20 protein-coding genes, 2 tRNA genes, 2 rRNA genes and 1 pseudogene (1 of these 25 running past the window's edge) are annotated in these 24,164 nt (G+C 62.2%); 13 read left to right on the top strand and 12 right to left on the bottom strand.

All coding sequences use genetic code 11. From position 1 onward, the window contains the following. The first annotated feature begins 64 nt into the window (after window positions 1–64). Entirely contained in the window at window positions 65–406 is a 342-nt protein-coding gene (locus tag RGQ15_RS04850) for a DUF2853 family protein (RefSeq protein ID WP_311159097.1), read from the top strand. Window positions 407–422: 16 nt separating this feature from the next. Here the strand turns inward: RGQ15_RS04850 and RGQ15_RS04845 are convergent, their stop codons facing one another. Then, window positions 423–1,040 (bottom strand): enoyl-CoA hydratase/isomerase family protein, encoded by a 618-nt coding sequence (locus RGQ15_RS04845; protein WP_311159096.1) that lies wholly within the window; start codon window positions 1,038–1,040, stop codon window positions 423–425. A 79-nt stretch (window positions 1,041–1,119) separates the two neighbouring features. On the opposite strand from RGQ15_RS04845, the gene RGQ15_RS04840 reads away from it, so the two are divergent. The 4 genes from RGQ15_RS04840 to RGQ15_RS04825 all read left to right on the top strand — a co-directional run bounded on the left by RGQ15_RS04840 (window position 1,120) and on the right by RGQ15_RS04825 (window position 5,532). Next, window positions 1,120–2,694, top strand: coding sequence for a DUF2125 domain-containing protein (locus RGQ15_RS04840; protein ID WP_311159095.1), 1,575 nt, complete (start codon window positions 1,120–1,122; stop codon window positions 2,692–2,694). A gap of 94 nt (window positions 2,695–2,788) precedes the next feature. Further along, window positions 2,789–4,141 carry a TldD/PmbA family protein gene (locus RGQ15_RS04835; RefSeq protein WP_311159094.1) on the top strand — a complete coding sequence of 451 codons (1,353 nt, stop codon included), beginning with the start codon at window positions 2,789–2,791 and terminating at the stop codon, window positions 4,139–4,141. Next, on the top strand, window positions 4,128–4,931 hold the full coding sequence (locus RGQ15_RS04830) for an inositol monophosphatase family protein (protein WP_311159093.1): 804 nt from the start codon (window positions 4,128–4,130) through the stop codon (window positions 4,929–4,931). Before RGQ15_RS04835 ends, RGQ15_RS04830 begins: the two co-directional genes overlap by 14 nt. Window positions 4,932–4,986: 55 nt before the next feature. Continuing rightward, a complete protein-coding gene (locus RGQ15_RS04825) occupies window positions 4,987–5,532 on the top strand; it encodes a flavin reductase family protein (RefSeq protein WP_311159092.1) in 546 nt (181 codons plus the stop codon). A 3-nt stretch (window positions 5,533–5,535) separates the two neighbouring features. Here RGQ15_RS04825 and RGQ15_RS04820 read toward each other — a convergent pair whose 3' ends face one another. The 4 genes from RGQ15_RS04820 to RGQ15_RS04805 are packed head-to-tail and all read right to left on the bottom strand — an operon-like array spanning window position 5,536 to window position 9,625. Further along, window positions 5,536–6,198, bottom strand: a complete 663-nt coding sequence (locus RGQ15_RS04820) for a PqiC family protein (protein WP_311159091.1) — start codon at window positions 6,196–6,198, stop codon at window positions 5,536–5,538. Between the two features lies 1 nt (window position 6,199). Next, window positions 6,200–8,266 carry a PqiB family protein gene (locus RGQ15_RS04815; protein ID WP_311159089.1) on the bottom strand — a complete coding sequence of 689 codons (2,067 nt, stop codon included), beginning with the start codon at window positions 8,264–8,266 and terminating at the stop codon, window positions 6,200–6,202. Between the two features lie 10 nt (window positions 8,267–8,276). Further along, a complete protein-coding gene (locus tag RGQ15_RS04810) occupies window positions 8,277–8,948 on the bottom strand; it encodes a paraquat-inducible protein A (RefSeq protein ID WP_311159088.1) in 672 nt (223 codons plus the stop codon). Beyond that, on the bottom strand, window positions 8,945–9,625 hold the full coding sequence (locus tag RGQ15_RS04805) for a paraquat-inducible protein A (RefSeq protein WP_311159087.1): 681 nt from the start codon (window positions 9,623–9,625) through the stop codon (window positions 8,945–8,947). Before RGQ15_RS04805 ends, RGQ15_RS04810 begins: the two co-directional genes overlap by 4 nt. A gap of 164 nt (window positions 9,626–9,789) precedes the next feature. Here RGQ15_RS04805 and RGQ15_RS04800 point away from each other — a divergent pair, with 164 nt between their 5' ends. The 5 genes from RGQ15_RS04800 to RGQ15_RS04780 all read left to right on the top strand — a co-directional run bounded on the left by RGQ15_RS04800 (window position 9,790) and on the right by RGQ15_RS04780 (window position 15,584). Beyond that, window positions 9,790–10,581 (top strand): flagellar motor protein MotB, encoded by a 792-nt coding sequence (locus RGQ15_RS04800; RefSeq protein WP_311159086.1) that lies wholly within the window; start codon window positions 9,790–9,792, stop codon window positions 10,579–10,581. Between the two features lie 84 nt (window positions 10,582–10,665). Further along, window positions 10,666–11,976: a flagellar hook protein FlgE gene (locus RGQ15_RS04795; protein ID WP_311159085.1), complete on the top strand. Its 1,311-nt coding sequence runs from the start codon at window positions 10,666–10,668 to the stop codon at window positions 11,974–11,976. 40 nt (window positions 11,977–12,016) lie between these two features. Continuing rightward, on the top strand, window positions 12,017–13,477 hold the full coding sequence (gene flgK, locus RGQ15_RS04790) for a flagellar hook-associated protein FlgK (protein WP_311159084.1): 1,461 nt from the start codon (window positions 12,017–12,019) through the stop codon (window positions 13,475–13,477). Next, a complete protein-coding gene (locus RGQ15_RS04785) occupies window positions 13,474–14,484 on the top strand; it encodes a flagellar hook protein (protein WP_311159083.1) in 1,011 nt (336 codons plus the stop codon). The genes flgK and RGQ15_RS04785 overlap by 4 nt, the downstream gene beginning before the upstream one ends. After that, complete coding sequence (locus tag RGQ15_RS04780; protein ID WP_311159082.1) at window positions 14,484–15,584, top strand: flagellar basal body P-ring protein FlgI; 1,101 nt, start codon at window positions 14,484–14,486, stop codon at window positions 15,582–15,584. The genes RGQ15_RS04785 and RGQ15_RS04780 overlap by 1 nt, the downstream gene beginning before the upstream one ends. A 218-nt stretch (window positions 15,585–15,802) precedes the next feature. On the opposite strand, the gene RGQ15_RS04775 is transcribed toward RGQ15_RS04780, so the two are convergent. Continuing rightward, window positions 15,803–17,338 carry a VOC family protein gene (locus RGQ15_RS04775; RefSeq protein ID WP_311159081.1) on the bottom strand — a complete coding sequence of 512 codons (1,536 nt, stop codon included), beginning with the start codon at window positions 17,336–17,338 and terminating at the stop codon, window positions 15,803–15,805. Window positions 17,339–17,555: 217 nt separating this feature from the next. Next, window positions 17,556–18,356 carry a tryptophan synthase subunit alpha gene (gene trpA / locus RGQ15_RS04770; protein WP_311159080.1) on the bottom strand — a complete coding sequence of 267 codons (801 nt, stop codon included), beginning with the start codon at window positions 18,354–18,356 and terminating at the stop codon, window positions 17,556–17,558. Window positions 18,357–18,497: 141 nt separating this feature from the next. On the opposite strand from trpA, the gene ychF reads away from it, so the two are divergent. Beyond that, on the top strand, window positions 18,498–19,595 hold the full coding sequence (ychF, locus tag RGQ15_RS04765; RefSeq protein ID WP_311159079.1) for a redox-regulated ATPase YchF: 1,098 nt from the start codon (window positions 18,498–18,500) through the stop codon (window positions 19,593–19,595). Window positions 19,596–19,665: 70 nt separating this feature from the next. Next, complete coding sequence (locus tag RGQ15_RS04760) at window positions 19,666–20,796, top strand: succinylglutamate desuccinylase/aspartoacylase family protein (protein WP_311159078.1); 1,131 nt, start codon at window positions 19,666–19,668, stop codon at window positions 20,794–20,796. A gap of 26 nt (window positions 20,797–20,822) precedes the next feature. Here RGQ15_RS04760 and RGQ15_RS04755 read toward each other — a convergent pair whose 3' ends face one another. Then, window positions 20,823–20,951 carry a hypothetical protein gene (locus tag RGQ15_RS04755; protein ID WP_311159077.1) on the bottom strand — a complete coding sequence of 43 codons (129 nt, stop codon included), beginning with the start codon at window positions 20,949–20,951 and terminating at the stop codon, window positions 20,823–20,825. Between the two features lie 119 nt (window positions 20,952–21,070). Then, window positions 21,071–21,157 (bottom strand): annotated as a pseudogene (locus RGQ15_RS04750) (transposase); the annotation flags it as partial. Window positions 21,158–21,377: 220 nt separating this feature from the next. On the opposite strand from RGQ15_RS04750, the gene RGQ15_RS04745 reads away from it, so the two are divergent. After that, window positions 21,378–21,467, top strand: a tRNA-Ser gene (locus RGQ15_RS04745). Window positions 21,468–21,983: 516 nt separating this feature from the next. Here the strand turns inward: RGQ15_RS04745 and RGQ15_RS04740 are convergent. The 3 genes from RGQ15_RS04740 to RGQ15_RS04730 all read right to left on the bottom strand — a co-directional run. Then, window positions 21,984–22,060 (bottom strand) — tRNA-Met (locus tag RGQ15_RS04740). A 58-nt stretch (window positions 22,061–22,118) separates the two neighbouring features. Then, window positions 22,119–22,233, bottom strand: a 5S ribosomal RNA gene (gene rrf / locus RGQ15_RS04735). A gap of 96 nt (window positions 22,234–22,329) precedes the next feature. Then, a 23S ribosomal RNA gene (locus tag RGQ15_RS04730) occupies window positions 22,330–24,164 on the bottom strand; it runs 996 nt beyond the window's last position.

Raw genomic sequence — 24,164 nt, 5'->3', positions numbered from 1 at the left:
GGTTGATATTTGGCATCAGCCCGCTACGCTTCCCTCCGAGGATCACATCTCGGGGGGAAGCAAGATGAGCAAAAGGGACGACCTGATCGCGAAATATGCTGCCGACATGCAGGACAAGCTGGGCATGGCGCCCGACATGGACCTGCTGACCAAGGTGGTGATCGGCTGCGGGCCAGCGATCTATAGCGATGATGCCGAAACCGTCGCGGCCTCGGACCCCGATGAACTTGAGCGCATCAGGCAGAACTACCTGATGAAGAAGCTGGGCCTGCCCGACGGGCCCGAGCTGATGGACGCGATCAAGGCCGTTGTCGACAAATATGGCAGCGCCAACCGCAGCAAGTATCGTGCGGTCGTCTACTACATGCTTTGCACCCATTTTGGGAAGGAAGGCGCCTACGCCTGACTGCGCGATGCGGCGGTCAGGCAAGCATCGCCTTGATCGCCGCGACATGGCCGGTGACGGCCTTGCAGGCATCCGCAGTCAGGGCCTCGGCCTCGGTTAGCAGACTTTCAGCCGGGTGGATGCGGTCGACGAGTCCCCAGCTTAGTGCCTCTTGCGCGGAAATCTTCTGCCCGGCCATCAGGATCATCTTGGCGCGCGACGGGCCGATCAAGGTGGAAAGCCGCCCCGGATCGCTGGCGGGCGGACGAAATCCAAGCCGCATCACCGGGTAGAATATCCTCGTCTCGGGCACGCAAAGTCGCATGTCGCAGGCCAGCGCCATGCCCATCGCACCACCCGCCAGCGTGCCGTTGAGGGCCGCGATGGTCAGGCAGGGCATTGACGCGACCCGCGCCGAAAGCCGTTCCCACAGGTCCGACATGGCGAGGCCCGCGCGCGCCTCGTCAAGGTCGGCCCCGGCTGAAAAGACCTTGCCCTGTCCCGTCAGGATCACCGCACGCAGATCCTCGCGTTGTGCAAGCTGCTCGAATGCCGCGATCAGCGCAGACAGCATTTCGGCGGTCAACGAGTTCGCCTTTTCCGGCCGGGCAATGGTTATCCGGCCGGTCCCGTACGAGAATTCGTTCAAGATCATGCTATCCCTCCCACGGGGGGTATGGCAAAACCCCGTCTGGTGCTCTTCTATTGCTTAACGGACCACGAAAGGTATTGAAATGTTCCGCCGTCTGACAAGCTCCGCCCTGGCACTCGCTGCCATGACCGCGCCCTCCTTCGCCGATGTCACTCCGGAACAGGTCTGGCAGTCCTGGGTCGATTACTATCAATCGGTGGGCTATTCCGTTACCGAAGGAAGCCGCGACAAGGCAGGCAGCACGCTGACCCTGCGGGATGTGCTGATTGCCGGGGGCGCCGAAGGCAATACCATGACGTTCAAGGTTCCCTCGGTCGCTTTGAGCGATCAGGGAGATGGCAAGGTCAAAACCGTTTTCGCCGAGGAAATGTCGCTTGATGTCGCGGGCAGGGATCCCGAAGGGGGCGACTACGCGGTTCCGGTAAAGATCATGTTGCCCGGCAATGGCATCGTGACCTCGGGCGCACCGGAAGACATGACGCATGAGTTCGACTATCCGAGCATCGAACTGGTCATGACGACGATGACCGACAATGGCGAGGAAACGCCGCTGCCGATGAGCTTCGGGCTGACGAAATCGACCGGGATGCTGCACATCGTCACGGGCGCGCCGAACAAATACGATTACGACATGAACTCCGAGGCCCTGACCTTCCAGGGCGACGTCACTGATGACGAAGGCGGAGCGGTCAAGTTCGCGGGCAGCCTCAACGGGCTGAACATGAAGGGCGGCATGGACGCCCCGGGCGAGTTCAAGGATTTGGACGAGCAGATGGACGCCGCGCTGAAAGCCGGGCTGTCCATGAACGGAGCGCTTGATGCGGACAGCGTCAACGCGACCTTCGACTATGAAGGCGTTGACGAAGAAGGCCAACCTTCGCAAGGCGCAGGCAAATACCTGGGCCAGGGCATCAAGGCCAATTTCTCGTTGTCGAAAGACGGCATGGGTTACAAGCTTTCCTCGGATGCGGTGGATTTCGAGCTGACCTCGCCCCAGATCCCTTTCCCGGTCAGCTATGGGATCGAGAATGCCGGTGTCGAGATGCAACTGCCCGTCTCGCAATCCGACGAAGCTCAGCCGTTCAAGTTTACCTATCTGCTGAACGGCGTGACCATGTCCGACGATCTTTGGAGCATGTTCGACCCCACTGCGAAATTGCCGCGTGATCCGGCCTCGCTGGAACTGGATCTCTCGGGCCTGATGAAGGTCACGCGCGATGTCTTCGCCATGCCTGAGACGCTGGCCGACGATGCCGACGCATCGGCCGACGACGCTCAGGAACGGGCCGAACCGGACGCGATGACTGACGAAATGGCTGCGGAAGAGACAACCGGATTCGAACCGGTCGAAATGAACATCAACAAGCTTGCCCTGAACCTTCTGGGCGCCAACCTGCTGGCCACCGGCGAGCTCAAGGCGACCGAAGAGGGTATCGGCGCGCCCATCGGCCACATCCACGCGGAATACGAGGGGCTGAATGCTCTGCTCGATACGCTGGGCAGCATCGGTCTGATCCCGCAAGAGCAGATGATGGGCGCCCGCATGATGCTGGCCATGTTTGCCAAGCCGGTCGAAGGCAGTCCCGACAAGATGGCGACAGATCTGGAGCTCAAGGAAGGCGGCTCGATCTTTGCCAATGGTCAGCAGATCAAGTAAGGAACTGCCGGGGTGCGCGCCCAGCCGCGCTCCGGCCTGATTTCGACGGGGGCCGGAGACAATGCCGGCCCCCGCTTCCATGCCAGGAGAAGCCATGCCCGATACGTCCCGCCTCCAGTCCCTTACTGAGCAGCTCCTTGCCGCGGCGCGCCGCGCGGGCGCCGATCAGGCCGATGCCGTCGCCGTCGAGGCCTCGGCGGTTTCGGTCGATGTCCGGGGCGGTCGCCTTGAGCTCGCAGAGCGCGCCGAAGGGGTCGAGATCGGGCTGCGCGTGCTGCTTGGCGGACGGCAGGCCTGCGTTTCCGCGTCGGACCATTCCGCGCGAACGATCGAGGACATGGCCGCGCGCGCGGTCGCCATGGCCCGCGAGGCGCCCGTCGATGACGCACTTGGCCTGGCCGATCCCGGGCAGCTTGCACACGATACCGACAGCAGCAGGCTGGATCTTTTTGACCATGATCCCGATCCCAGCCCCGAATCCCTGCAGGAAGCCGCGCTGCGCGCGGAAGCCGCCGCAGTCGCAGTCCAGGGAATATCGAAGATCGAATCCGCCTCGGCATCCTTTTCGCGCCGTCACATGTGGATGTCGGCCACGAATGGTTTCTCGGCCGGCCTCGGGCGCAGCGGTCATGGCGTCTCGACCATCGCCATCACCGGCGAAGGCACGACGATGGAACGCGATTGGGCCGGGGAGTCTCGGGTCCATGGATCGGACATGCCGGAGCCCGAGGAAATCGGACGCCTCGCGGGGCAGCGCACCGTCGAGCGGCGCGGGGCCAGGAAGCCTCCGACCGGGGCCTTTCCGATCCTTTATGACGAACGCGTCGCCTCGGGGCTGATCGGTCATCTGGTCAGCGCCGCGAATGGCGCGGCCATCGCACGGGGCGCAAGCTGGCTGCGCGACGCATTGGGAGAGCAGGTGCTGCCTGCTGGGTTCGACCTGATCGAACAGCCACAACTGAAACGCATGGGCGGCTCGCGCATCTTCGACGGAGAGGGCCTGCCGACAGCAGAGCGTGCCCTGGTCCGCGGCGGTATCCTTCAGGGCTGGACGCTGGACCTGGCAACGGGACGCAAGCTGGGCATGGATTCAACCGCCAGCGCGATGCGCGGTGTCGGGGGCCCACCCACGCCTGGCGTGACGAACCTTGCCCTGACCCCCGGAGAGCTCAGCCGCGATGACCTGATCCGCGAGATGGGGCGCGGCCTGGTCGTGACCTCGATGCTGGGCGCGTCGATCAACTCGACGACCGGGGATTATTCGCGGGGGGCCAGCGGCTTCTGGGTCGAGAACGGTGAAATCACCCACGCGGTCAACGAATGCACCATCGCGGGCAACCTGCGCGACATGCTGATGCGCCTGACCGCCGCCAATGACATCCGGGATTGGCGTGGCATGCGGGTGCCCAGCCTGCTGGTCGAAGGGATGACCGTTGCCGGAGAGTGATCTCGAGCTGCTGGAACGGGCCGCCCACGAGGCAGGCGAGATCGCGATGCGCTACTGGCGCAACGATCCTCGGGCATGGGACAAGGGCGAAGGAGCGGGCCCCGTCAGCGAGGCCGATCTGGCGGTGAACGCCCATCTCGAAGACATGCTGCTTGCCGCGCGCCCGCATTACGGCTGGCTCAGCGAGGAATCGACCGACGATCCTTCGCGACTCGACGCCGAGCATTGCTTCATCATCGACCCGATCGACGGCACGAGGGCCTTCCTTGCCGGGCAGGAAGGATTTTCCCATTCTCTGGCGATCGCCACCGGGAACCGCATTTCGGCCGCCGTCGTTCACCTGCCTGCATCCGGCATGACCTATGCGGCGACGGCCGGGGGACCCGCCGTCCTGAACGGCGAGTCGCTGTCGCCCTGCGAACACGACATCGCGGGTGCGCGCGTCCTGACCTCCAAACCCAGTCTCGACCCTGCCTTCTGGCGTGGCAGACAGCCGACGATCAGGCGCGAATTCCGGCCGTCGCTCGCCTGGCGGCTTTGCCTCGTGGCCGAAGGGCGCTTCAACGCCACGCTTTCAACCCGCGCCGCCTGGGAATGGGATATCGCCGCAGGTAGCCTGATCGCCGAACGCGCGGGCTGCATCGCGACCGACCTTTCCGGTCGTTGCATTTCCTTCAACACGGCCCGTGCCCTGGCCGACGGGCTGGTGATCGCCCCGCCCCGCCTGCATGGCCAGCTTCTTTCGGCACTTGGCCCCGATCACGCAGCACGGGGGCCGGCCCCAACTTGATGCCCGCCGGACGCGACGTTAAGAATGGGGCGACCGCAGAAGACAGGGCCCTCGCATGCGCCGCATTCCCCCCGCGACCCGCGACAGGCTCGCCGACGAAATCACCTTCCACCCCGCAACTGCAGAGGCCCGGTTGCTGCGTGAAGCCCTCGGGCGCTTTGCGACGGGGGTGACTGTCGTGACGACCCAAGGCCCAAGCGGTCCGATCGGCATGACGGTCAACAGCTTCAGCAGCGTCTCGCTGGAACCGCCGCTGGTGCTCTGGTGCCCAGCAAGGGCTTCGGCACGGCACGGCACTTTCGCCGATGCGGTGCATTGGTCCGTCCATGTCCTGGGCGCCGAGCAGCTGGACACCTGCCTGCGCTTCACCAGAGGCGGAGCACAATTCGATGCGCTCGACCATCTTTCGAACGAGGAAGGCGTTCCGGTCATCCCGGGCGCGGCTGCGCGTTTCGATTGCCAGACTCACGCCGTACATGATGCAGGCGACCATTCCGTGGTGATCGGTCGCGTTTTGCGGGTGACCGTCGCCGGCCCCGGTGATCATCCGCTGGTCTTCGCAGCCGGCCGCTTTGGCCAGTTCGACCCGGCCGAAAGCTAGCGCTCAGCTGCCGTCCAGAGGCGGAAGCGGTTGCGAGAAGATGTCGTCCATGCTGGACGACGCCGGTGCCGAGGTCCGCAGCGAATCCCCCGGGCCGCCCAGAGTGGCGATTTGCCGGGCAAGCTGGGCGATCGCGACGGATTGCGCACGCGCCACCGTCGCGGGAGAAGCCTTGCCCCCCTCGACGCCCATCGGCACCGAGATATCGAAGCTGCGGGACTGATTGGCACCACCGGATCGGGCATCGCCTATGAAATAACGCCCGCCGAGCCGGTAAGTGCCGTTCGATTGCGCGAGGGCCTTTTCGACCCTCACTTCCAGGGTCCGGCGTGGCGGCTCGGCCAATGGCCAAGGCTCGCTGATCACGGTTGCGCCGGAAATGTCCGATATCGCGCGAGCCAGCGATTGGGTGAATGCGCGCTGCGGGTTGTCAGCCCAGAGCTGCTTGGTATTCGAACGCACTGCCCCGTCTTCGCTCTGCCAACTGACCTCGCTTGCCGAAGCATATTCGGGCAGCGACACATCCCTGAGTTCAGTCGTGCCCAGCCGGTTCGGCAGGCGCTCTCCGGTCTGGGGCGGGTCGATCAGGTAGCGGGCGGTATTTTCACCATGCGAACAGGCCGCCAGCGCGGCGAGAAGTGCGGAAGCGGTAAGGAAGTGGCGCATCTTATCGTCCCAGGATGAAGGCTTGCGGATTGCGTTCGATGGTGCGGGCAAGGCCGCCAAAGGCATTCGCAGCGCGGCGCATCTCGCGCATGAGGTTTATGGATTCGGTGTTGAAGGTGGAACGCTCGCCATATGCCGCGATCACGCTTTCTGCACGGGCCGCCAGTGCCTCGAGCCGGGCAGAAAGTTGGGGCAAGCGTTCCGCAGAGGTCGAGACGCTGTCGGCCGCGTTCCTTGCAGAGGCAAGGGCTTCGTTCAGGCTGCCAGCTGCGTTGCCGTCCCGCAGATCGGTAAGCAGGCCCGAAGCCGCCTGCAATGTGTCCGAGAGATTCTTCGGAAGCTGCTCGGCATCTTCCGATCCGATCATGGCCCGAACATCGCGCAAAATGCCCTCGGCTTCGGTCGAGATCGCGGTGAAATCGACCTCAGCTACCTTTCCGGCCGCCTTGTCGATTTCCTGCACCATGCCCGGCACGTCGGCCGCCGCCAGCTTGACCGCTTCAGCCGCGGCCGCCGCCTCATCGACGAGCTTGCGGATCTGGCTCGCGGCCCCGGATTCGCGCAGCTCGGTGGCAATCTGCCGCATCTCCCCAGCGGCAGACCTGGCGCCTTCAAGCGTTCCGCGCAGCGTGCCCGGAATGGCGCGCGCATCCTCGCTGCTGACGAGCGCGGTCACCGAATTCATCATGTCGGTGACCGATTTCACGGCCTCCTCGATCGGAAGCTCGCCAACGCGCGCCAGGAAACCCTGCGCCGTCTCGGAAAAATCCGATACCTGACCCGGCGCCGAGGGGATGACTGGAAAGGGTTCAGCGTCGCGATCAAGCTCGGCCTGGGGCGCATCGGGCAGGTTCACCAGCTCGACCTCAAGCGAGGTGCCAAAGAAACCAGCGCTTGCGATCCGCGCGCGCAAGCCGTTGCGCACCTGTTCGGCCACGAACTCCTCGGCCGCCTCTGGGCTTGCATCCCCGGCCAGTCCCACGCGGTCGGGGGTCAGGGCAAGCGTGACTTCCTGCTCGATCCGGTCGCCGCCTTCCTCGGTCTTGACGATCCGCGCGGCAAGATTGGTGACGCGACCGACCGTGAGGCCCATGTATTGAACATTTGCTCCTGTCTCGAGCCCCTTGACCGATTCATCGACCAGCATCGTCAACCGGATCATGTTGCCCTGATCCGAGAAGAGGTTGTTACGCGCCGATTCCTGATCGGGCTGAAGCGAGAAGACATGCCCGTTCTCGACCGGTTCGCCACCGGACGTGAGTGTCGCGAATTCGGCTCCGCCCTGCAGCACGGAGGCAAGCGAGTTGACGTTCAGCGCCAATCCTTGTGCGCCGAGGGAAATCGAGAAACCGGACGTGTCCCAGAACACGGTGTTCGTGGTCAGCCTTTTGTCGTGCGGGGCGGCTATGAAGACATCTGCCAGCACGCGCTGATCGTTTTCATCAAGCCGCAGGTTCTGCATCTGCCCGACAGGAATACCCCGGAACAGGACGGGCGCCCCTTCCGTCATCCCCCGCGAGCGTTCGGCCGCAAGGACGATCCAGGTTCCGTTCTGACCTGTGCTGTTCAGCGGCGGCTTTTCCAGCCCCTTGAACTCGGTTTGCCGCTCGGCCGCGTTGTCATCCCAATACCCTTCGACGAACGAGCCCGTCAGGACAGTATCGAGCCGCGAGATCCCCTGCGCGGAGACCTGTGGCCGAACGATCCAGAACTGTGCATCATCGTCGATGAAGGGCGCCAGGTCCTTGTCCACTCGGATGCTGACCCTGACCTGCTTCAGGTCTTCGGTGAACCGCACCGATTCGACCTTGCCGACGGTGATCTCTCGGAACTTCAGCGCGGTTTCCCCTGGCGTGATCCCCGTCGCGTCCTTGAAGTCAACCCAGATCAACGTCCCCCTGCTGGCAATCGCGTTCCAGCCTACGCCCAAGGTCACGATCAATGCCAAGATGGGCACAAGCCAGATCAGCGACGAACCCGCGCGAACCCCACGAGACGTGGATTGACGGACGGGTTCGGCGGGTTTGAGGGCAGAGGGCTCTTTGTCGGGCGAAGGTGTGTCTGTCATTCAGTCCTGTTCAGTCACTGCGGCGTCGCAGCGGCAGCCCGCGCCAGATCAGCCTTGGGTCGAAGCTTTGCGCGGAAAGCATGGTGAAGGCAACAGAAAGGGCGAAGCACACCGCCGCCGGACCGGGATGGATCGAGGCAACGAACCCGAGTTGAACAAGTGCGGAAAGAATTGCCACGACGAATACGTCGATCATCGACCATCGCCCGATGAATTCGACCACCTCGTACAGTCTCAGGCGGGAATGCGCTGCCTCGACCGTCGCGGGGCGCCCGGCCACCACGGCCAGCCAGCCGATCGCCACGAACTTGCCGATCGGGACCATGATCGACGCGATGAAGATCACGCCCGCCACGAACCAGCTTCCATAATGGATCAGTTCAAGGACACCGCCAAAGATCGTCGATTCGTCATTTCCGGCGAGTCCACCGAAAGTCGTGGTCTTGAGCATCGGAAAGAGGTTCGCGGGAATGTAGAAGATGAGCCCCGCCGCCAGCCACGCCCAGACCGCATTCAGTGACCGCCTGTCAGGAGGAACAAGGTCGGCGCCGCACCTGGCGCAGACCGTCTCGACCTCGGGCCAGACCCTGCCACAGCTTCGGCAGCCGACAAGCCGTGCACGATGCGCCGTCATGATCGGCGCGCCATGATCGGGCGCGCCCTCGTTTCGGGTTTCGCTCATTGCCGGGCCCCCTCGACCATCCGCGCCGCCTCGTCTGCGCGCATGCCATCCTCGATCGCGTCCCAGATCGTGGCGGCACTTGTGAAGGCATTGCTTGCCGCATTGACAAGGATCAGGCCGCAAAAGGCCCAGAAAGCCGGGCCAAAGCTGATATTGGCAAGCCCGCCGACCTTGACCAGCGCGAGGGCGGTGCCGATCACGAAGATCTCGGCCATCGACCATGGCCGGAGCGTCTCGGACAGGCGAAAGGCGGGAACCGCATGGGAAAACGGCGGGCGCCCGCGTGACAGCGGCAGCAGGGTGTAGACAAGCAGCATTGCGCGCAGCACCGGCAGCCCGACGATCGTGCCAAGAAGAGCAACCGTCAGGGGCATCAGCGCACCATGTGAAAATGCCATGGCCACCCCGAAAAGCGATGTCTCATTGCCAAAACCCATCCGCGAGATCTCGAGAAACGGGAAGAAGACCGCGCCGATCATCAGCACAAAGGTTGTGAAGGACAGCGCGATGATCCGGGTAAAGGCCCCGGACCTGGGGCTGGCAAGCACAGCATTGCACCGAAGGCAGCGAGCGGTCTCGCCCGGCGCCAGGTCCCGTTCGAGATGCAGCGCATCGCAGCGGGGGCATGCCACCAGCCCCCGTCCTGTCGTCAGATCATAGCTCACCGCATCCTGCATGCTCTTCAGAATAGGATCTGCCCTGCCCCTTTCAAGGCGGGATCGCACCCCCACACACCCGTCACAACCAAGGACGAGCGAAAATAGCTCACAATTGATCGATTAACTGGTTTTTAGCCGGGGGCAGGCAATTCTCGGCACAGGAGTTTCGAGAAGGGCGAAGCATGGCCACGAAAGAGCGCGTTGCGCCAATCATCATCAAGAAGGTCCGGGGCGGCGGTGAGACGGGTCACCATGGCGGGGCGTGGAAGGTCGCCTATGCGGATTTCGTCACCGCGATGATGGCTTTCTTCCTGCTGATGTGGCTCTTGAATGCCACGACCGAAAAGCAGCGCCAGGGGCTCGCGCAATATTTCAACCCGACGATCGTGCAATCCACTCTCGGCGGATCAGACGGCGCCTTCGGAGGCGAGCAGCAGGACAGCGACAGCAATTCGGGCAAGGGCATCGGGGCGTCGCGCGACAATCGGGGCGGCGATATTCGTGCACAAGATTTCGAAGAACTCGCGCGCCATGTTCAGGACGAACTGACGGGCAGCGGGGCCGAATCCATGCAGCGGGTCAACCTGCTTCGGCATGTGATCACCCGGATGACGGATGAAGGGCTGGTCATTGAACTGACCGATCTGATGGACGAGCCGCTTTTCGCGGAAAACAGCGCTCAACCGACCCCGGCTTTGCACGAACTCTCCGTGATCCTTGCGCAGGTCCTCGAACGGGTGCGGAACCCCCTTTCGATTCAGGGCCATGTCAGGACCTATCCGGACTTGCTCATTCATTCTCCTGTCTGGGCGTTATCGGATGCAAGGGCACATGCGGTGCGCAACCTCCTTGAAAAGGCACGGCTTGACACCCGCCGGATCGAAAGGGTGACGGCCTATGCCGACCGTCGCAACCGCTCTGTCAACCCGATGGACCCCAGCAACAACAGGATCGAGCTGATCCTGCTCAGATAGGCCGCCAACCCACCGGCCATTAGTCCGATCTTAACCCCCCGCCCCGAAAACTGAACCGACACGAATCATACAGGATGACGTGACATGTCGATCTCATCTGCCCTCAGCGCCGGAGTATCCGGTCTCTCCGCGAATGCCGCGCGGCTTGCCGGCATTTCTGACAACATCGCGAATTCAAGCACCTACGGATATCGTCGGGTCTCGACGGAATTCGAAAGCGTGGTGATAGGCGGCAGCGGCGGGGGGCAGTACGCGGCCGGCGGCGTCCTGTCCCAGACCCTTCGCGACGTCGAGAAAAGTGGAAGTCTCGTCGGAACCAGCAATGCGCTGGACATCGCGATTTCAGGCCGTGGCATGTTGCCGGTGATGAACGCCTCCGAGATTGCCTCGCTGCAAGGCGGAAGCCCATCGCTGTCGCTGACGCGTACCGGCGCCTTCCGCCTGGACGAAAGTGGCATCCTGCAGACCTCCTCCGGGCTTGTCCTGCTGGGTTGGCCTGCGAATCGCGATGGAACGATCCCGTCCATGCCACGAGATACGACGACAGGATTGCAGCCGATCAAGATCAGCACGAATGACGTCTATGCAGAACCCACGACGGCGGTAAGCCTTGGCTTCAACCTTCCCGCCGACGCAACTGCGGCAACTACGGCCACCCCCTACAGCACCTCTGTCGAATATTACGACAATCTCGGCGCATCCCAGACCCTGACGATCACCTTTACCCCAGTCGTCGATCCAGTCGGAACCGGGCGAACGAACCACTGGACGATGGAAATCGTCGATTCCTCGAAACCCGGGGGCAGCGAGGTGGTCGGCATGTACGATCTGCAATTCTCGGATGTTCCGGGCGGACCGCTTCAGTCGATTTCGGCCCTTGCCCCGGCGGGTAGCTACGATCCGGCGACGCAGCTTCTGACCATCGACGCGGCGCAGCAGATCCAGATCAGCCTTGGCGGGACGGGCGGGACATCGGGCATGACGCAGATCAGCTCGGATTTCGCACCCATGAACATCACCAAGAACGGCACTCCGGCGGGTGTTCTGGTCGGGCTCGAGATCAACGAAAACGGCTATCTCCAAGGGACTTATGACAATGGCATGACCCGCACGTTGTATCAGGTGCCCCTGGTCGATGTGCCCAACCCGAACGGATTGATCGCGCTCGACAATCAGACTTTCAAGATTTCGCCGAACTCGGGGGCTTTCTTCCTGTGGGAGGCGGGTGATGGCCCGACCGGATCCATTGTCGGATATGCGAGAGAGGGCTCGACGACCGACGTCGCGGCCGAACTGACCGATCTGATCCAGACCCAGCGTGCCTATTCGTCGAACGCGAAGATCATCCAGACCGTGGACGAGATGCTTCAGGAAACAACCAACATCAAACGCTAGTGCAGTTTTGCCGGTCACGGCATGAACAAGGATCAAGGCAATGAGCCTTTCTTCGGCAATCTCCTCGGCGCTCTCCGGTCTGACGGCGGCCACCCGCGGAACAGAACTCGTCGCGACCAATGTCTCGAACAAGTCGGTCGCAGGCTACGCCCGGAGGGAGCTCGAGCTCTCGTCCCGGATCCATTCGGCTGGCGGCGGCGGGGTGAGCATCGATGGCGTCCGTCGCATCGTGAATGCGGCGCTTGTGGCCGACAATCGCCTTGCCGCCGCCAAAGCCGGGAATTCCAGCGTAATGGCAAGCTTTCATGCAGCGTTGGAGGCTGCCTTCGGAACAACCGCAGCAACGAATTCGCTCGCAACGTCTCTGGGCAGCCTCGATGAGGCGATCACTTTGGCGGCTGGCAGCCCCGACAGCGAAATCAGGCTGCAGAATGTGCTGGATGCGGCGGCAGGGCTTGCGGGCAAGATCAACTCAATCGCGAAGTCCATCGAAGAGGCCCGTTCGTCGGCCGAAAACTCCATCAGGTCGGATGTTGACCGTCTGAACGAATCTCTGTCCCAGGTGGCGCTGCTGAACCGCCAGATCGCTGCTCGGCAGGCTCAGGGCCAGGATGCCTCCTCTCTGGTCGATGCACGACAGGCAGTGATCGACGGCATCTCGGGCATCGTCCCGATCGTCGAGGTCAGCCGCGAAAATGGACGGGTCGCCATCTACACGAAGGGCGGTGCCACGCTGCTCGACGGGGTCGACCCGGTTGCGATCGAATTCACCGCGAAGGGCCATGTCACGGCGGACATGTCGGTCGAGAACGGTGCATTGGCCATGCTGTCGGTCAACGGCAAGGCGCTGGGTTCGGCCGAAATGGGGTTGTTTGGCGGTGGCACTCTGGCCGCGCATTTCGAAATCAGGGACAGTTCCGCACCTGCCTACCAGGCGCAGATCGACGCATTCGCGATGGAGCTTTACCAAAGGTTTGCCGACCCGGGCGTCGATCCGACGCTTTCGATCGACCAGCACGGCCTCTTCACTGATGCGCAGGGCAATTTCGATGCCGCCAACTTCACCGGACTGGCGAACCGTATCGCGGTGACGAAACTGGCCGATCCCGCCCAGGGCGGAGAGATCTGGCGGATCCGGGCGGGGCTCAACGCCACCGATGGCGGTGATGCGGGTGACGGCAGCCGCCTGCTTGCGATGTCAGGGGCGCTTTCCGACAGCCGCACCCCGTCGTCACACCACTTGGGAACCACGGCACGCGACATGCTGGGGCTTGCATCGCAGCTTTCGTCGGGCGCGGCCTCCAACCGTCTGCGCAGCGAGGCGCGAGCCCAGCAGGACCAGGGCTATTCGGACGGGCTCAAGACGGCACTGCTGGCCGACGGCGTCGACACCGATGCCGAAATGGAAACCCTTCTCGCGCTTGAGACGGCCTATGCGGCGAATGCGAAGGTACTGCAGGCGGCCAATGACATGCTTGACCAGATCCTGAGGCTGACATGACAAATTTCAATTCCGTGGGCGACCTTGCCCGCAGCCATCAACTGCGCCTGTCGCAATCGGCGATGAAATCGAAGCTTGCCGAATTGTCCGGCGAAGTGACCAGCGGGATCAAATCGGACATTCCGGCCGCGCTTGGCGGAGACATGGTGCGCATTTCCCAGGTCGAATCGCGGCTGGGAATGCTGAGTGTGCTGGGGCAGAACCTTGCCCAGGCCGAAACCTTCCTGTCGGGATTGCAGACGTCGCTGACCAGCATGCACACGCTCGTGTCTGGGACCATTCCGACGCTCTTGTCCGACTCGCTTCTGTCATCTGATACCGCCTTGCAGGTTCAGTTGAAGAAAGGGCCCGAGGATTTGCGTTCGGTTCTGCAGATGTTGAACCAGTCAGTCGCGGGCAGGCACATATTCTCGGGCAGCGGATCGACCGGGTTGGCCGTGGTCCAATACGACACCCTCATGGCGCAGGTCGGAACCGCCGTTTCCGGGCTGACGGACCCTGACCAGATAGTCGCTGGAATTGACGCCTATTTCGACGCGGCCCCCGGATCGGGAGGCTTCGCCGACCTTGGTTATCTTGGAGGTGCAGCTGCAAGTGACATTCCGATTGGACCTGGACAGAAGGTCTCGGTCGGGATCACGGCGAATTCGGCGGAATTGAGCGAGATGCTGAAAGGGTTGGCCATTCTCGCATATGCTGCGGAAAATCCCCAATTGGGCACAAGCGTCGCACGCAAGCTCACCAAGGACGCCGCCAGCCGTCTTGCCACGGGGGAACTCGATTTGATCTCGGCGCAAGGGTCGATTGGCATGCAGGAGGAGCGACTGGCCCGAGTGCGCGTTGCGAACCAGGCGGAGGTCTCGGCCTTGACGATCGCCCGGAACGGCATGATTTCCGCCGACCCCTTTGAAAGTGCATCGGCGCTCGAGGAACTCGCAACGAATGTCGAAGCGCTATACGCGCTGACTGCGCGGCTGTCGAAGCTCAACCTCACGGATTACCTGTGATGCGGGGTTTCGCGTGGCTGATCGCGCTGCTGGCCTGGACGGCCTGTGCCCATGCCGTTCCCGTCCGGATCAAGGACCTGGCGAATGTCGACGGCGTGAGGGGAAACGACCTGATCGGCTACGGGCTTGTCGTGGGCCTGGGTGGCACGGGAGACAGCATTCGCAACTCACCCTTCACCGAAGAGATCATGGCCGGACTTTTGGAAAGACTGGGGGTCAATGTCAGCGAGGAGGCTTTCAGGCCAAAGAACGTCGCGGCCGTGATCGTGACGGCGACCCTGCCCCCCTTTTCCCGCGCGGGCTCTCAGATCGCGGTGAGCGTCGCGGCCATTGGCGACGCGAAAAGCCTGCTTGGCGGTACCCTGGTGATGACGCCTCTGAATGCTGCGGATGGCGAGATCTATGCCGTTGCACAAGGCGCCGTGCTTGCCGGCGGCGCCGAAGCGAGTGGCGCGGCGGCCTCGGTGGTTCAAGGAGTTCCGACGACCGGGACGATCCCGGCCGGGGCACGCGTCGAACGCGAGGTGAATTTCGATTTCTCGCAGATGACGACCCTGCGTCTTGCCCTGCGCAACCCCGACTTCACGACCGCTGCGCGGATCGAGGCGGCCATCAACCGGACGATGGCCAGCGGGCTTGCCAATCTGCAGGATTCGGGAACGATCAACATCGACCCTTCGGTCATGGGAAAGGTCAATCTGGCAAGGCTCGTCGGACAGATCGAAAACATCACCGTCGAGCCCGAAGCCGCCGCCCGTGTCGTGATCGACCACAAATCCGGCACGATCGTGATGGGCGAGGACGTCCGCATTTCGCGGGTCGCCGTTTCCCAGGGGAACCTTACCCTGCGGGTGAGAGAGGCGCCGATCGTTTCCCAGCCAAACCCCTTCGCGCCGGGAGAAACGGTCGTGTTGCCGCGCAGTCAGGCCGATATCACGCAGGAACCGGGCATAGGCTTTGCCGAGGTCAGCGGAGAATCCTCGCTTTCGGATGTCGTGGCGGGGTTAAACGCGCTTGGCATCCGTCCGCGCGACATGATCGACATCCTGAAGGCCGTACATGCGGCCGGAGCACTTCATGCCGAGTTCGTCGTGAACTGAACTGCCCGCTCATGTCTCGTGCACGGCACAGGGAGAGACGCCTACCGGGGGATCCCGAGACGATCCCGAGACGGGCCCGAGATAACCGTGGCGCGAGCTGGCTCGATGAGACGGCAACCATGCCGGTAGCAAGCCCGGCATGGTATCCGCGACCTTCGGGCCCATCAGGTCAACCTGACGGAACAAGCCGTCTTGCCGGATTGCCTGTTCGGAGCGCCTTATGGGCGGGCTTCGGCCATCCAGGCCCGTACCAGCGTAAGATCTTCGTCCGAGAGCTCATGTCCCGCAGGCAGCGTTCTGCTTTCGACTTGGGCCCCGCCGCTGCGCAACGCCCCCTCCAGCGCGGGCGCCATCGGGGCGAAGATGTCCTGCGCACCGTTCAGCATCAGCACATCCTGACCGACAAGCGCGCCCGGTTCTTGCGCAGGCATGTCTTCGAGCACCTGAACCGCTCGCAACAACGCAGCCCGCCGGATCACAAGCGGGTAAAGCTGCAGGATCGCGCCGATGAGGTTTGCGCCGTTGGAGTAGCCAAGAATGCTGGTCCGGCCGGGGTTCAGCCCATATGCGCGCTGCGCTTCCGCGAGGAAGGCGACAAAGGCCTCGGCCTCGGCGCGGATATCCTGCTGATCGTAGGTCACGGCGTCAAAGCGGCGAAACCAGCGATTGATCCCTTCTTCGGTAGAGCGTCCACGCACGCCTAGCAATTGCGCCCCAGGTGAGATGCGATGCGCAAGCGGCATGAGATCGGCCTCAGTGCCACCGGTACCGTGAAGCAGGATGATCGTGCTGCCATCCGCATCTTCGGGTTGATGGAAGCGATGCACGAAATGCAGATCGCGCATCGGCATCCTTTCCTCACCCGGCATGGCGAATTGTGGAAGCAGGACGCGCAGATCCTCGGCCCGCTTCGCATCCTGAGGCGGCACGAACAGCCTGCGTCCCAGATCGTCTGCCGGTTCGTCGACGGTGAAACCGGGTGCATCGGTGGCATATTCCAGAAGGATGCCGGCGGGCTCGCGCACGTAGAGCGACAGGAAATATTTCCGGTCGTGAACATTGGTCACGTCCGAGTCGTGCAATTCAAGCCGCATCTGCCGCACGGCTTCGGCATCCCTTGCCCGAAAAGCAACGTGATCCAGGACACCGGTTCCAGCTATGCCGGGAAAGAAGCCGGCCGCATCGCGCACATCCACCACGTCGCTATCGGAAACGAGACGCCGAATTGCGCCTTCAGTGACCGAAGGGCGATAGCCGAACCGGGCGAGAAACTGGGCCGTTTCATCCGCGTTCTCGGTCAGCAGCGTCACCGCCCGCAACCTGGTCGGTGCAATCGCATCGGGAAGCGGCGCCACCGCAGGCAGATCGGCACCGACCAGCTTCACGATCACCCCATCCGGGTCCCTGAGCCGCAGCACCGTTTCGCCGAACTCGCGGGACGGACCCTGAACCGGCACATGCGCGCTCATCGCGCGGGTGAACCACGTTCCGATAGAGTCCGGCGGCACGGCAAGGGCGATTTCTCCGACCTGCCCGTGGCCTACACGCCCGGCCGCCCCGTCCTCCCACACAAGAAACGTGATGATGGAACCCGGGGCGCCGATGGCGTCACCATAGAACAGGTGCAATTGTTCCGCATCCTCGAAGCCCCCGGTCCTCTTGACCAGACGCAATCCCAGGAAACCGGCGTAGAAATCGACATTCGCCTGCACCCGTCGGGTGATGCCGGTCACATGATGTATGCCCGAAGTCATCCTGCTTTCCCCTGTCGCCTCTCAATGCTGAGCGGCATCGTGCATCGGGTATCCCGTCAGATTTCCCGATCCCGAAGCGGACCAGGGCAGCGAGACGCCGAAGCTGAGGATGCCAACCTTGCTGCAGTAGATCTAGCGCCTGTCGGGCCACGGGGCAGGCCGCGATCGCGGAACCCGGCGTTCCGTGATCGCGAACATGCGCCAAGCACTTCCAGGATCAGGCCGCGGAATGCGCGCCGCTGGCCAGATCCGAGACAAAGCCCAGCACCTCGGGGACAGAGCGCCCCTCGCCGATCAGCTTGACGATGGCCGAGCCCACGACGCAGCCATCTGCGACGCCCGCCACGGCATTCGCGGCTTCGGGGGTCGAGATGCCAAAGCCCACGACGACCGGAAGACCCGCCGCGGCACGAATCCGGGCAACCTCCGGCGCGACATCGGCGGCATTCGCGGCCGGCCCGCCGGTGATGCCGGTGACCGAAACGTAATAGACAAAGCCAGAGGTGTTCTTGACCACGGCGGGCAGACGGCGGTCATCCGTTGTCGGAGTGGCAAGGCGGATGAAATTCATCCCCGCACGATTGGCTGGAAGGCAAAGCTCATCATCTTCCTCGGGGGGCAGGTCAACGACGATCAGGCCGTCGACGCCAGCCTCGACCGCCTCGGCGATGAAGCTATCGACGCCGCCCTTCCGCGCGTAGATGGGGTTGTAATAGCCCATCAGCACGATCGGGGTGCTGTCATTCCCGGCGCGGAAGGCGCGGACCATGTCCAGCACCTTGGTAACGCTGCCGCCCGCCTCCAATGCGCGCTGGCCCGCCGCCTGAATCGTCGGGCCGTCGGCCATGGGATCGGTAAAGGGCACGCCCAGTTCTATGATGTCGACGCCTGCGTCGGGCAGACCGCACATGATCTCGAGCGCTTTGTCATAATCGGGATCACAACCCATCATGTAAGCGACAAATGCCTTGCTACCGTTTTCAGCAAGCCGTGCGAAGGTGTCGTCGATTCTGGTCATGCGCGCCCGGTTCCCTGTCCGCCGTTTTCAATCCGCCGCCAAGGGTTAATCCCTTCCGCAGGGGAAGATCAATCGCCCGCACTGGACTTGGCGCGCCCCCGCCCATAAAAGGCGCGGAAATCCGTACAAAAGGGGTGCATCATGGGCTTTCGCATGGGGATCGTCGGCCTGCCGAACGTGGGCAAATCGACGCTGTTCAACGCGCTGACGAAGACCGCTGCCGCGCAGGCGGCGAATTTCCCCTTCTGCACGATCGAACCGAACGTGGGCGATGTCGCCGTTCCGGACCCGCGGCTGGACAAGCTTGCGGCGATTGCGGGCTCAAAGCAGATCATTCCGACCCGCATCACTTTCGTGGATATCGCGGGCCTCGTGAAGGGCGCCTCCAAGGGCGAAGGGCTCGGCAACCAGTTCCTCGCCAATATCCGCGAGGTCGACGCCATCGCACATGTCCTGCGCTGTTTCGAAGATGGTGACGTGACCCATGTCGAAGGCCGCGTCGACCCGATCGCAGACGCCGAAACCATCGAGACCGAACTGATGATCGCCGATCTCGAATCGGTCGAGCGCCGGCTTGCCAACCTTCAGCGCAAGCTGAAGGGGGGCGACAAAGAGGCGGTGGCGCAGGAAAAGCTGCTCAAGGCAGCGCAGGTTGCGCTGGAATCCGGCAAGCCCGCCCGCACCGTCGAGGTCGCGGAAGAGGATCAGAAGGCCTGGGCGATGCTTCAGCTTCTGACCGCAAAGCCCGTGCTCTACGTCTGCAACGTCGAAGAGGACAAGGCAGCGGAGGGCAATAGCCAGTCCGAGCGGGTCGCCGCCATGGCCGCCGAGCAGGGGGCGGGTCACGTCGTGATCTCGGCCAAGATCGAGGAAGAGATCAGCCAGCTTCCCGCCGATGAGGCCTCGATGTTCCTCGAGGAAATGGGCCTGCACGAAGCCGGGCTCGACCGCCTGATCCGCGCGGGATACGCCCTGTTGGGACTTGATACCTATTTCACCGTCGGCCCGAAGGAAGCCCGCGCCTGGACCATCCACAAGGGCACTTTGGCTCCGCAGGCCGCAGGCGTGATCCACGGCGATTTCGAGCGCGGCTTCATCCGTGCCGAAACCGTCGCCTATGATGACTATATCACCTACAAGGGCGAAGCCGGCGCACGCGAAGCGGGCAAGTTCCGGGTCGAGGGCAAGTCCTACGAGGTGAAGGACGGCGACGTCCTGCACTTCCTCTTCAACGCCTGATCCCGCTCCCGGCCCCAGCGACCGCCTTGGGCCGGGTTCGGCCCGCGAGGGCCCAAGAACCGTCAAGGACATGCCCGTGCACAGCCTGGCCGAACGCCTCGAATTCAGCCTTCCTGCCGATGCGGCAGGAAACCGCCGCGCCATGTCAGCCTATCGCTACGGAGAAGCGGGAACCGGTCCCAAGGCTTATATCCAGGCTGGGCTGCACGCGGACGAATTCCCGGGCATGCTCGCTTTGCATCACCTGCGCCCCATGCTCGATGCGGCCGCCCGCGATGATCGCATCCGGGGCGAGATCGTCATCGTGCCCCAGGCCAATCCGCTTGGACTGACCCAGCACGAGCGCGGCTTCCTTCTGGGCCGCAAGGACACCCTGACGGGTGAAAATTTCAATCGCGGTTATGCCGATCTCGCAGCTGGCCTGACCGACTTGCCACTGGGTGGCGATGCCGTGGCAAACGTGGCCATCATTCGCGCCGGGATGGCACGGATTCTGGGTCAGATGCGGCCGCGGACGGCGCTGGAAGCCATGCGGCACCGGCTTCTGACCTGGGCCCATGACGCAGATCTGGTGCTGGATCTGCATGCCGACAACCAGGCCCTGCCGCATATCTATGTCGGGACGCCGCTTTGGCCCCAATCCTCAGACATCGCAGCCGAATTTTGCGCCAAGGCCGTGCTCCTGGCAGAGGTGTCGGGTGGGCATCCTTTCGACGAAGCCCTGAGCGGACCCTGGTGGGAGCTCGCAAGGCGCTATCCCGGTTGCCCTGTGCCCTCGGCATGCCTGGCCACGACAATCGAATTGGGCAGCAATGACGATGTCGATCCCGACCTCGCGCAGGCTCAGGCGACAGCTCTCTTCCGGATACTTGCCCGTCGGGGTTTCGTTGATGCCGAGTCCCTGCCCCCGCTGCCAGAGCTGGCATGCGCGGCCTCGCAATTAACGGCAATGGCGCAAATCCAGGCCCCGGCAAGCGGGCTGATCGTTTACCATGCCGAACTGGGCGAAACCGTGGTCATGGGCCAAAGGATCGCCACGATCACCGTACCTTTCGGCGACGAAATCCCCGTTCTGGCCGAAACCCACGGCCTGCTTTTTGCCCGGCACAGCCAGCCTTATGCCTGGCCGGGTAAGTTCATCGGCAAGATCGCAGGTTCCGACGACCTTGCTGGGCGAGTGGGCCTTCTTCTGACAGACTGATGCGCCGCGCCCTGCGCAAACTTCCTTCACTGGCCATTGCCGAACCGGTCATGGACGAACGGAAGATCCGCAGCGAAGTCCAGCGACCGGCGTGCATTGGCTAGCGCGCCGACCAGGACAGGAACCCGCGAACGGACGGCCTTCCACTTGCGCACCCTCAACCCTTCCTCAGGTTGAGTCGATAGATCCAGGCGATCGCCCTCGCGGCGCACGAGGACGAGAGACGTCGCCAGAACCAGACCGGACGCAATTTGGCCAAGTCACACAGCCCGCGCCGCTTCGCGTCTGCCATCGTCATGCCGCCAAACTTGGCCTTCCAGTTGGAGAAAGTCCCTTTCGACACGCCGTGCATACGACACAGAATCGCGCTTCTGTAAGTCCCGCCTTCTTCATTGACCCTGCTCAGGTTGGGCGGGGTGCTTACCGACAGTGGAGAAAAGATCCCGCGGCAGGCCACGGCCGCCACAATTCCCGCATACAACAAACGCAACGAGACCCATCCGCCATGTGCCGAAGCAAGTTTGCCTCACTCTTCCAGAAACCCCTTGTTTCCCCGAAACGTCACCAATATACGGGTCGACGGAGACGTGGCCGAGTGGTCGAAGGCACACCCCTGCTAAGGGTGCAGACGGGAAACCGTCTCGAGGGTTCGAATCCCTTCGTCTCCGCCACCTTTCTCTTTTTCATTCTTATTTTGCTGGCGATTTTCGTCGTCAAGAATTCGTTACCAACAAAAATACCAACTTCTGTGCAGCGCTAGGGATGTCTCTATCTCCCGAAGATAGCGCGCAGTGCGGACCGCGACCTTGTTGTGAGCCGCGGATCGGTCTGATCGGATACTTCGCGAATTTCGTCCAGCCAGGCTCGCTCATTTTCGGTCGTGGGTGTGCCGAACGTCTCGAGGATCGCGGAAGCTGCCGTCTTGCCGACCGACTGCTCGAGAGCGAGCTGCATTAGCCTGGCGGGGTCAACCTCAAGCGCGCGGGCTAGAGACGGGACGCGGTCGAGGGGAATCTTGCTAGAACCGTGCTTCATTAACGAGAGCATATTCTGGTTCGCGAAGCCTGCCTCGTGGGTAAGAGTTGGGGGCAACGTCAGGAGCACTTTTCCTGGTGTTGGGCCGAATTCCCTCGAACGCGGAGATCGCCCCTTGGGGCGTTTTTGGTGTATTGATGTATTTTGATTTTTGGTTGCGGGGGCAGGATTTGAACCTGCGACCTTCAGGTTATGAGCCTGACGAGCTACCGGGCTGCTCTACCCCGCGCCGTTTTGCCTGGTTTTCGGCGTTTTTTCATCGTTTTGAGAGAACCGTTTCTTTCCAGGTCTGGCGGTGACCTACTCTCCCACGTCTTGAGACGCAGTACCATTGGCGCGACGGCACTTAACGGCCGAGTTCGGGATGGGATCGGGTGTTTTGCTCGTGCTTTGGCCACCAGACCGGGAAAGAAACGGATCGGCGTTACCCTTTGCAGGGTTTCGGTTGTCCAAGGATGCTTTTGGAAGCGTGACAGATTGATCTGTCTTCTTCCGGATCAAATCAAGCCAATCGAGCCATTAGTACCGGTCAACTGAATGCATTGCTGCACTTACATCTCCGGCCTATCGACGTGGTGGTCTTCCACGGCTCTCAAGGGATACCTTGTTTTGAGGGGGGCTTCACGCTTAGATGCCTTCAGCGTTTATCCTGTCCGTTCATAGCTACCCAGCACTGCCGTTGGCACGACAACTGGTCCACCAGTGGAACGTTCACCCCGGTCCTCTCGTACTAGGGGCAACTCCTCTCAAGTATCCTACACCCACGGCAGATAGGGACCGAACTGTCTCACGACGTTCTAAACCCAGCTCACGTACCTCTTTAAATGGCGAACAGCCATACCCTTGGGACCTGCTCCAGCCCCAGGATGAGATGAGCCGACATCGAGGTGCCAAACGATGCCGTCGATATGGACTCTTGGGCATCATCAGCCTGTTATCCCCAGCGTACCTTTTATCCGTTGAGCGATGGCCCTTCCACTCGGGACCACCGGATCACTATGGCCGACTTTCGTCTCTGCTCGACTTGTCAGTCTTGCAGTCAGGCTGGCTTCTGCCATTGCACTCAACGAGCGATTTCCGACCGCTCTGAGCCAACCTTCGCGCGCCTCCGTTACTCTTTGGGAGGCGACCGCCCCAGTCAAACTACCCACCACGCAGGGTCCCGGACCCGGATAACGGGCCGCGGTTAGACATCAAGAGTGCGAAGGGTGGTATCTCAAGGATGGCTCCACAGCGACTGGCGTCACTGCTTCGATGCCTACCACCTATCCTGCACATCACAATCCTGATGCCAGTGCGAAGCTATAGTAAAGGTGCATGGGGTCTTTCCGTCTAACCGCGGGAAGTCTGCATCTTCACAGACAATTCAATTTCGCTGAGTCCACATTTGAGACAGCGGGGAAGTCGTTACGCCATTCGTGCAGGTCGGAACTTACCCGACAAGGAATTTCGCTACCTTAGGACCGTTATAGTTACGGCCGCCGTTTACCGGGGCTTCAATTCAATGCTTGCACATCTCCTTTTAACCTTCCGGCACCGGGCAGGCGTCAGACCCTATACGTCGCCTTACGGCTTCGCAGAGCCCTGTGTTTTTAGTAAACAGTCGCCACCCCCTGGTTTGTGCCCCCCGCCGATAGTTGCCTACCAACGGGGCCTCCTTCTCGCGAACTTACGGAGGTATTTTGCCGAGTTCCTTAAATGTGGTTCTCTCAAGCGCCTTGGTATTCTCTACCAGTCCACCTGTGTCGGTTTAGGGTACGGTCTTGTGGAGGGCTATTTCCAGGAACCGCTCACCAGCCCTTCCAATCCGATAAGGAAGAACTAGCTCTGCGATCCGTCACCATCTCCTGGCCCAGGAATATTAACCTGGTTCCCATCGACTACGCCTTTCGGCCTCGCCTTAGGGGCCGGCTTACCCTGCTCAGATTAGCTTTAAGCAGGAACCCTTGGACTTTCGGCGACAGGGTCTCTCACCCTGTTTGTCGCTACTCATGTCAACATTCTCGCTTCTGATCACTCCACCGGATGCCTTACAGCCCGGCTTCACAGTCAGAACAATGCCTCCGTAACCCCGAAGGGCTAAAGAGGCAGCGTTCTATATCACAGAACGCTCCGCTACCACGCACATAAATGTGCATCCAAAGCTTCGGCTCGTGGCTTGAGCCCCGTTACATCTTCGCCGCAAGACCTCTTGATTAGACCAGTGAGCTGTTACGCTATCTTTAAAGGATGGCTGCTTCTAAGCCAACCTCCTGGTTGTTTTGGAAGTCTCACATGCTTTCCCACTTAGCCACGAATTGGGGGCCTTAGCTGTTGGTCAGGGTTGTTTCCCT

Origin of the sequence: Paracoccus sp. MBLB3053, from assembly GCF_031822435.1 — a bacterium.
Lineage (GTDB): Bacteria > Pseudomonadota > Alphaproteobacteria > Rhodobacterales > Rhodobacteraceae > Paracoccus > Paracoccus aurantius.
This window is presented reverse-complemented; position numbering and strand designations above follow the sequence as displayed.

Coding starts and splice junctions, on each gene's coding strand:
- RGQ15_RS04850 (WP_311159097.1), top strand. CDS start 65: ATGAGCAAAAGGGACGACCTGATCGCGAAATATGCTGCCGACATGCAG.
- RGQ15_RS04845 (WP_311159096.1), bottom strand. CDS start 1,040: ATGATCTTGAACGAATTCTCGTACGGGACCGGCCGGATAACCATTGCC.
- RGQ15_RS04840 (WP_311159095.1), top strand. CDS start 1,120: ATGTTCCGCCGTCTGACAAGCTCCGCCCTGGCACTCGCTGCCATGACC.
- RGQ15_RS04835 (WP_311159094.1), top strand. CDS start 2,789: ATGCCCGATACGTCCCGCCTCCAGTCCCTTACTGAGCAGCTCCTTGCC.
- RGQ15_RS04825 (WP_311159092.1), top strand. CDS start 4,987: ATGCGCCGCATTCCCCCCGCGACCCGCGACAGGCTCGCCGACGAAATC.
- RGQ15_RS04820 (WP_311159091.1), bottom strand. CDS start 6,198: ATGCGCCACTTCCTTACCGCTTCCGCACTTCTCGCCGCGCTGGCGGCC.
- RGQ15_RS04815 (WP_311159089.1), bottom strand. CDS start 8,266: ATGACAGACACACCTTCGCCCGACAAAGAGCCCTCTGCCCTCAAACCC.
- RGQ15_RS04810 (WP_311159088.1), bottom strand. CDS start 8,948: ATGAGCGAAACCCGAAACGAGGGCGCGCCCGATCATGGCGCGCCGATC.
- RGQ15_RS04805 (WP_311159087.1), bottom strand. CDS start 9,625: ATGCAGGATGCGGTGAGCTATGATCTGACGACAGGACGGGGGCTGGTG.
- RGQ15_RS04800 (WP_311159086.1), top strand. CDS start 9,790: ATGGCCACGAAAGAGCGCGTTGCGCCAATCATCATCAAGAAGGTCCGG.
- RGQ15_RS04795 (WP_311159085.1), top strand. CDS start 10,666: ATGTCGATCTCATCTGCCCTCAGCGCCGGAGTATCCGGTCTCTCCGCG.
- flgK (WP_311159084.1), top strand. CDS start 12,017: ATGAGCCTTTCTTCGGCAATCTCCTCGGCGCTCTCCGGTCTGACGGCG.
- RGQ15_RS04785 (WP_311159083.1), top strand. CDS start 13,474: ATGACAAATTTCAATTCCGTGGGCGACCTTGCCCGCAGCCATCAACTG.
- RGQ15_RS04780 (WP_311159082.1), top strand. CDS start 14,484: ATGCGGGGTTTCGCGTGGCTGATCGCGCTGCTGGCCTGGACGGCCTGT.
- RGQ15_RS04775 (WP_311159081.1), bottom strand. CDS start 17,338: ATGACTTCGGGCATACATCATGTGACCGGCATCACCCGACGGGTGCAG.
- trpA (WP_311159080.1), bottom strand. CDS start 18,356: ATGACCAGAATCGACGACACCTTCGCACGGCTTGCTGAAAACGGTAGC.
- ychF (WP_311159079.1), top strand. CDS start 18,498: ATGGGCTTTCGCATGGGGATCGTCGGCCTGCCGAACGTGGGCAAATCG.
- RGQ15_RS04760 (WP_311159078.1), top strand. CDS start 19,666: ATGCCCGTGCACAGCCTGGCCGAACGCCTCGAATTCAGCCTTCCTGCC.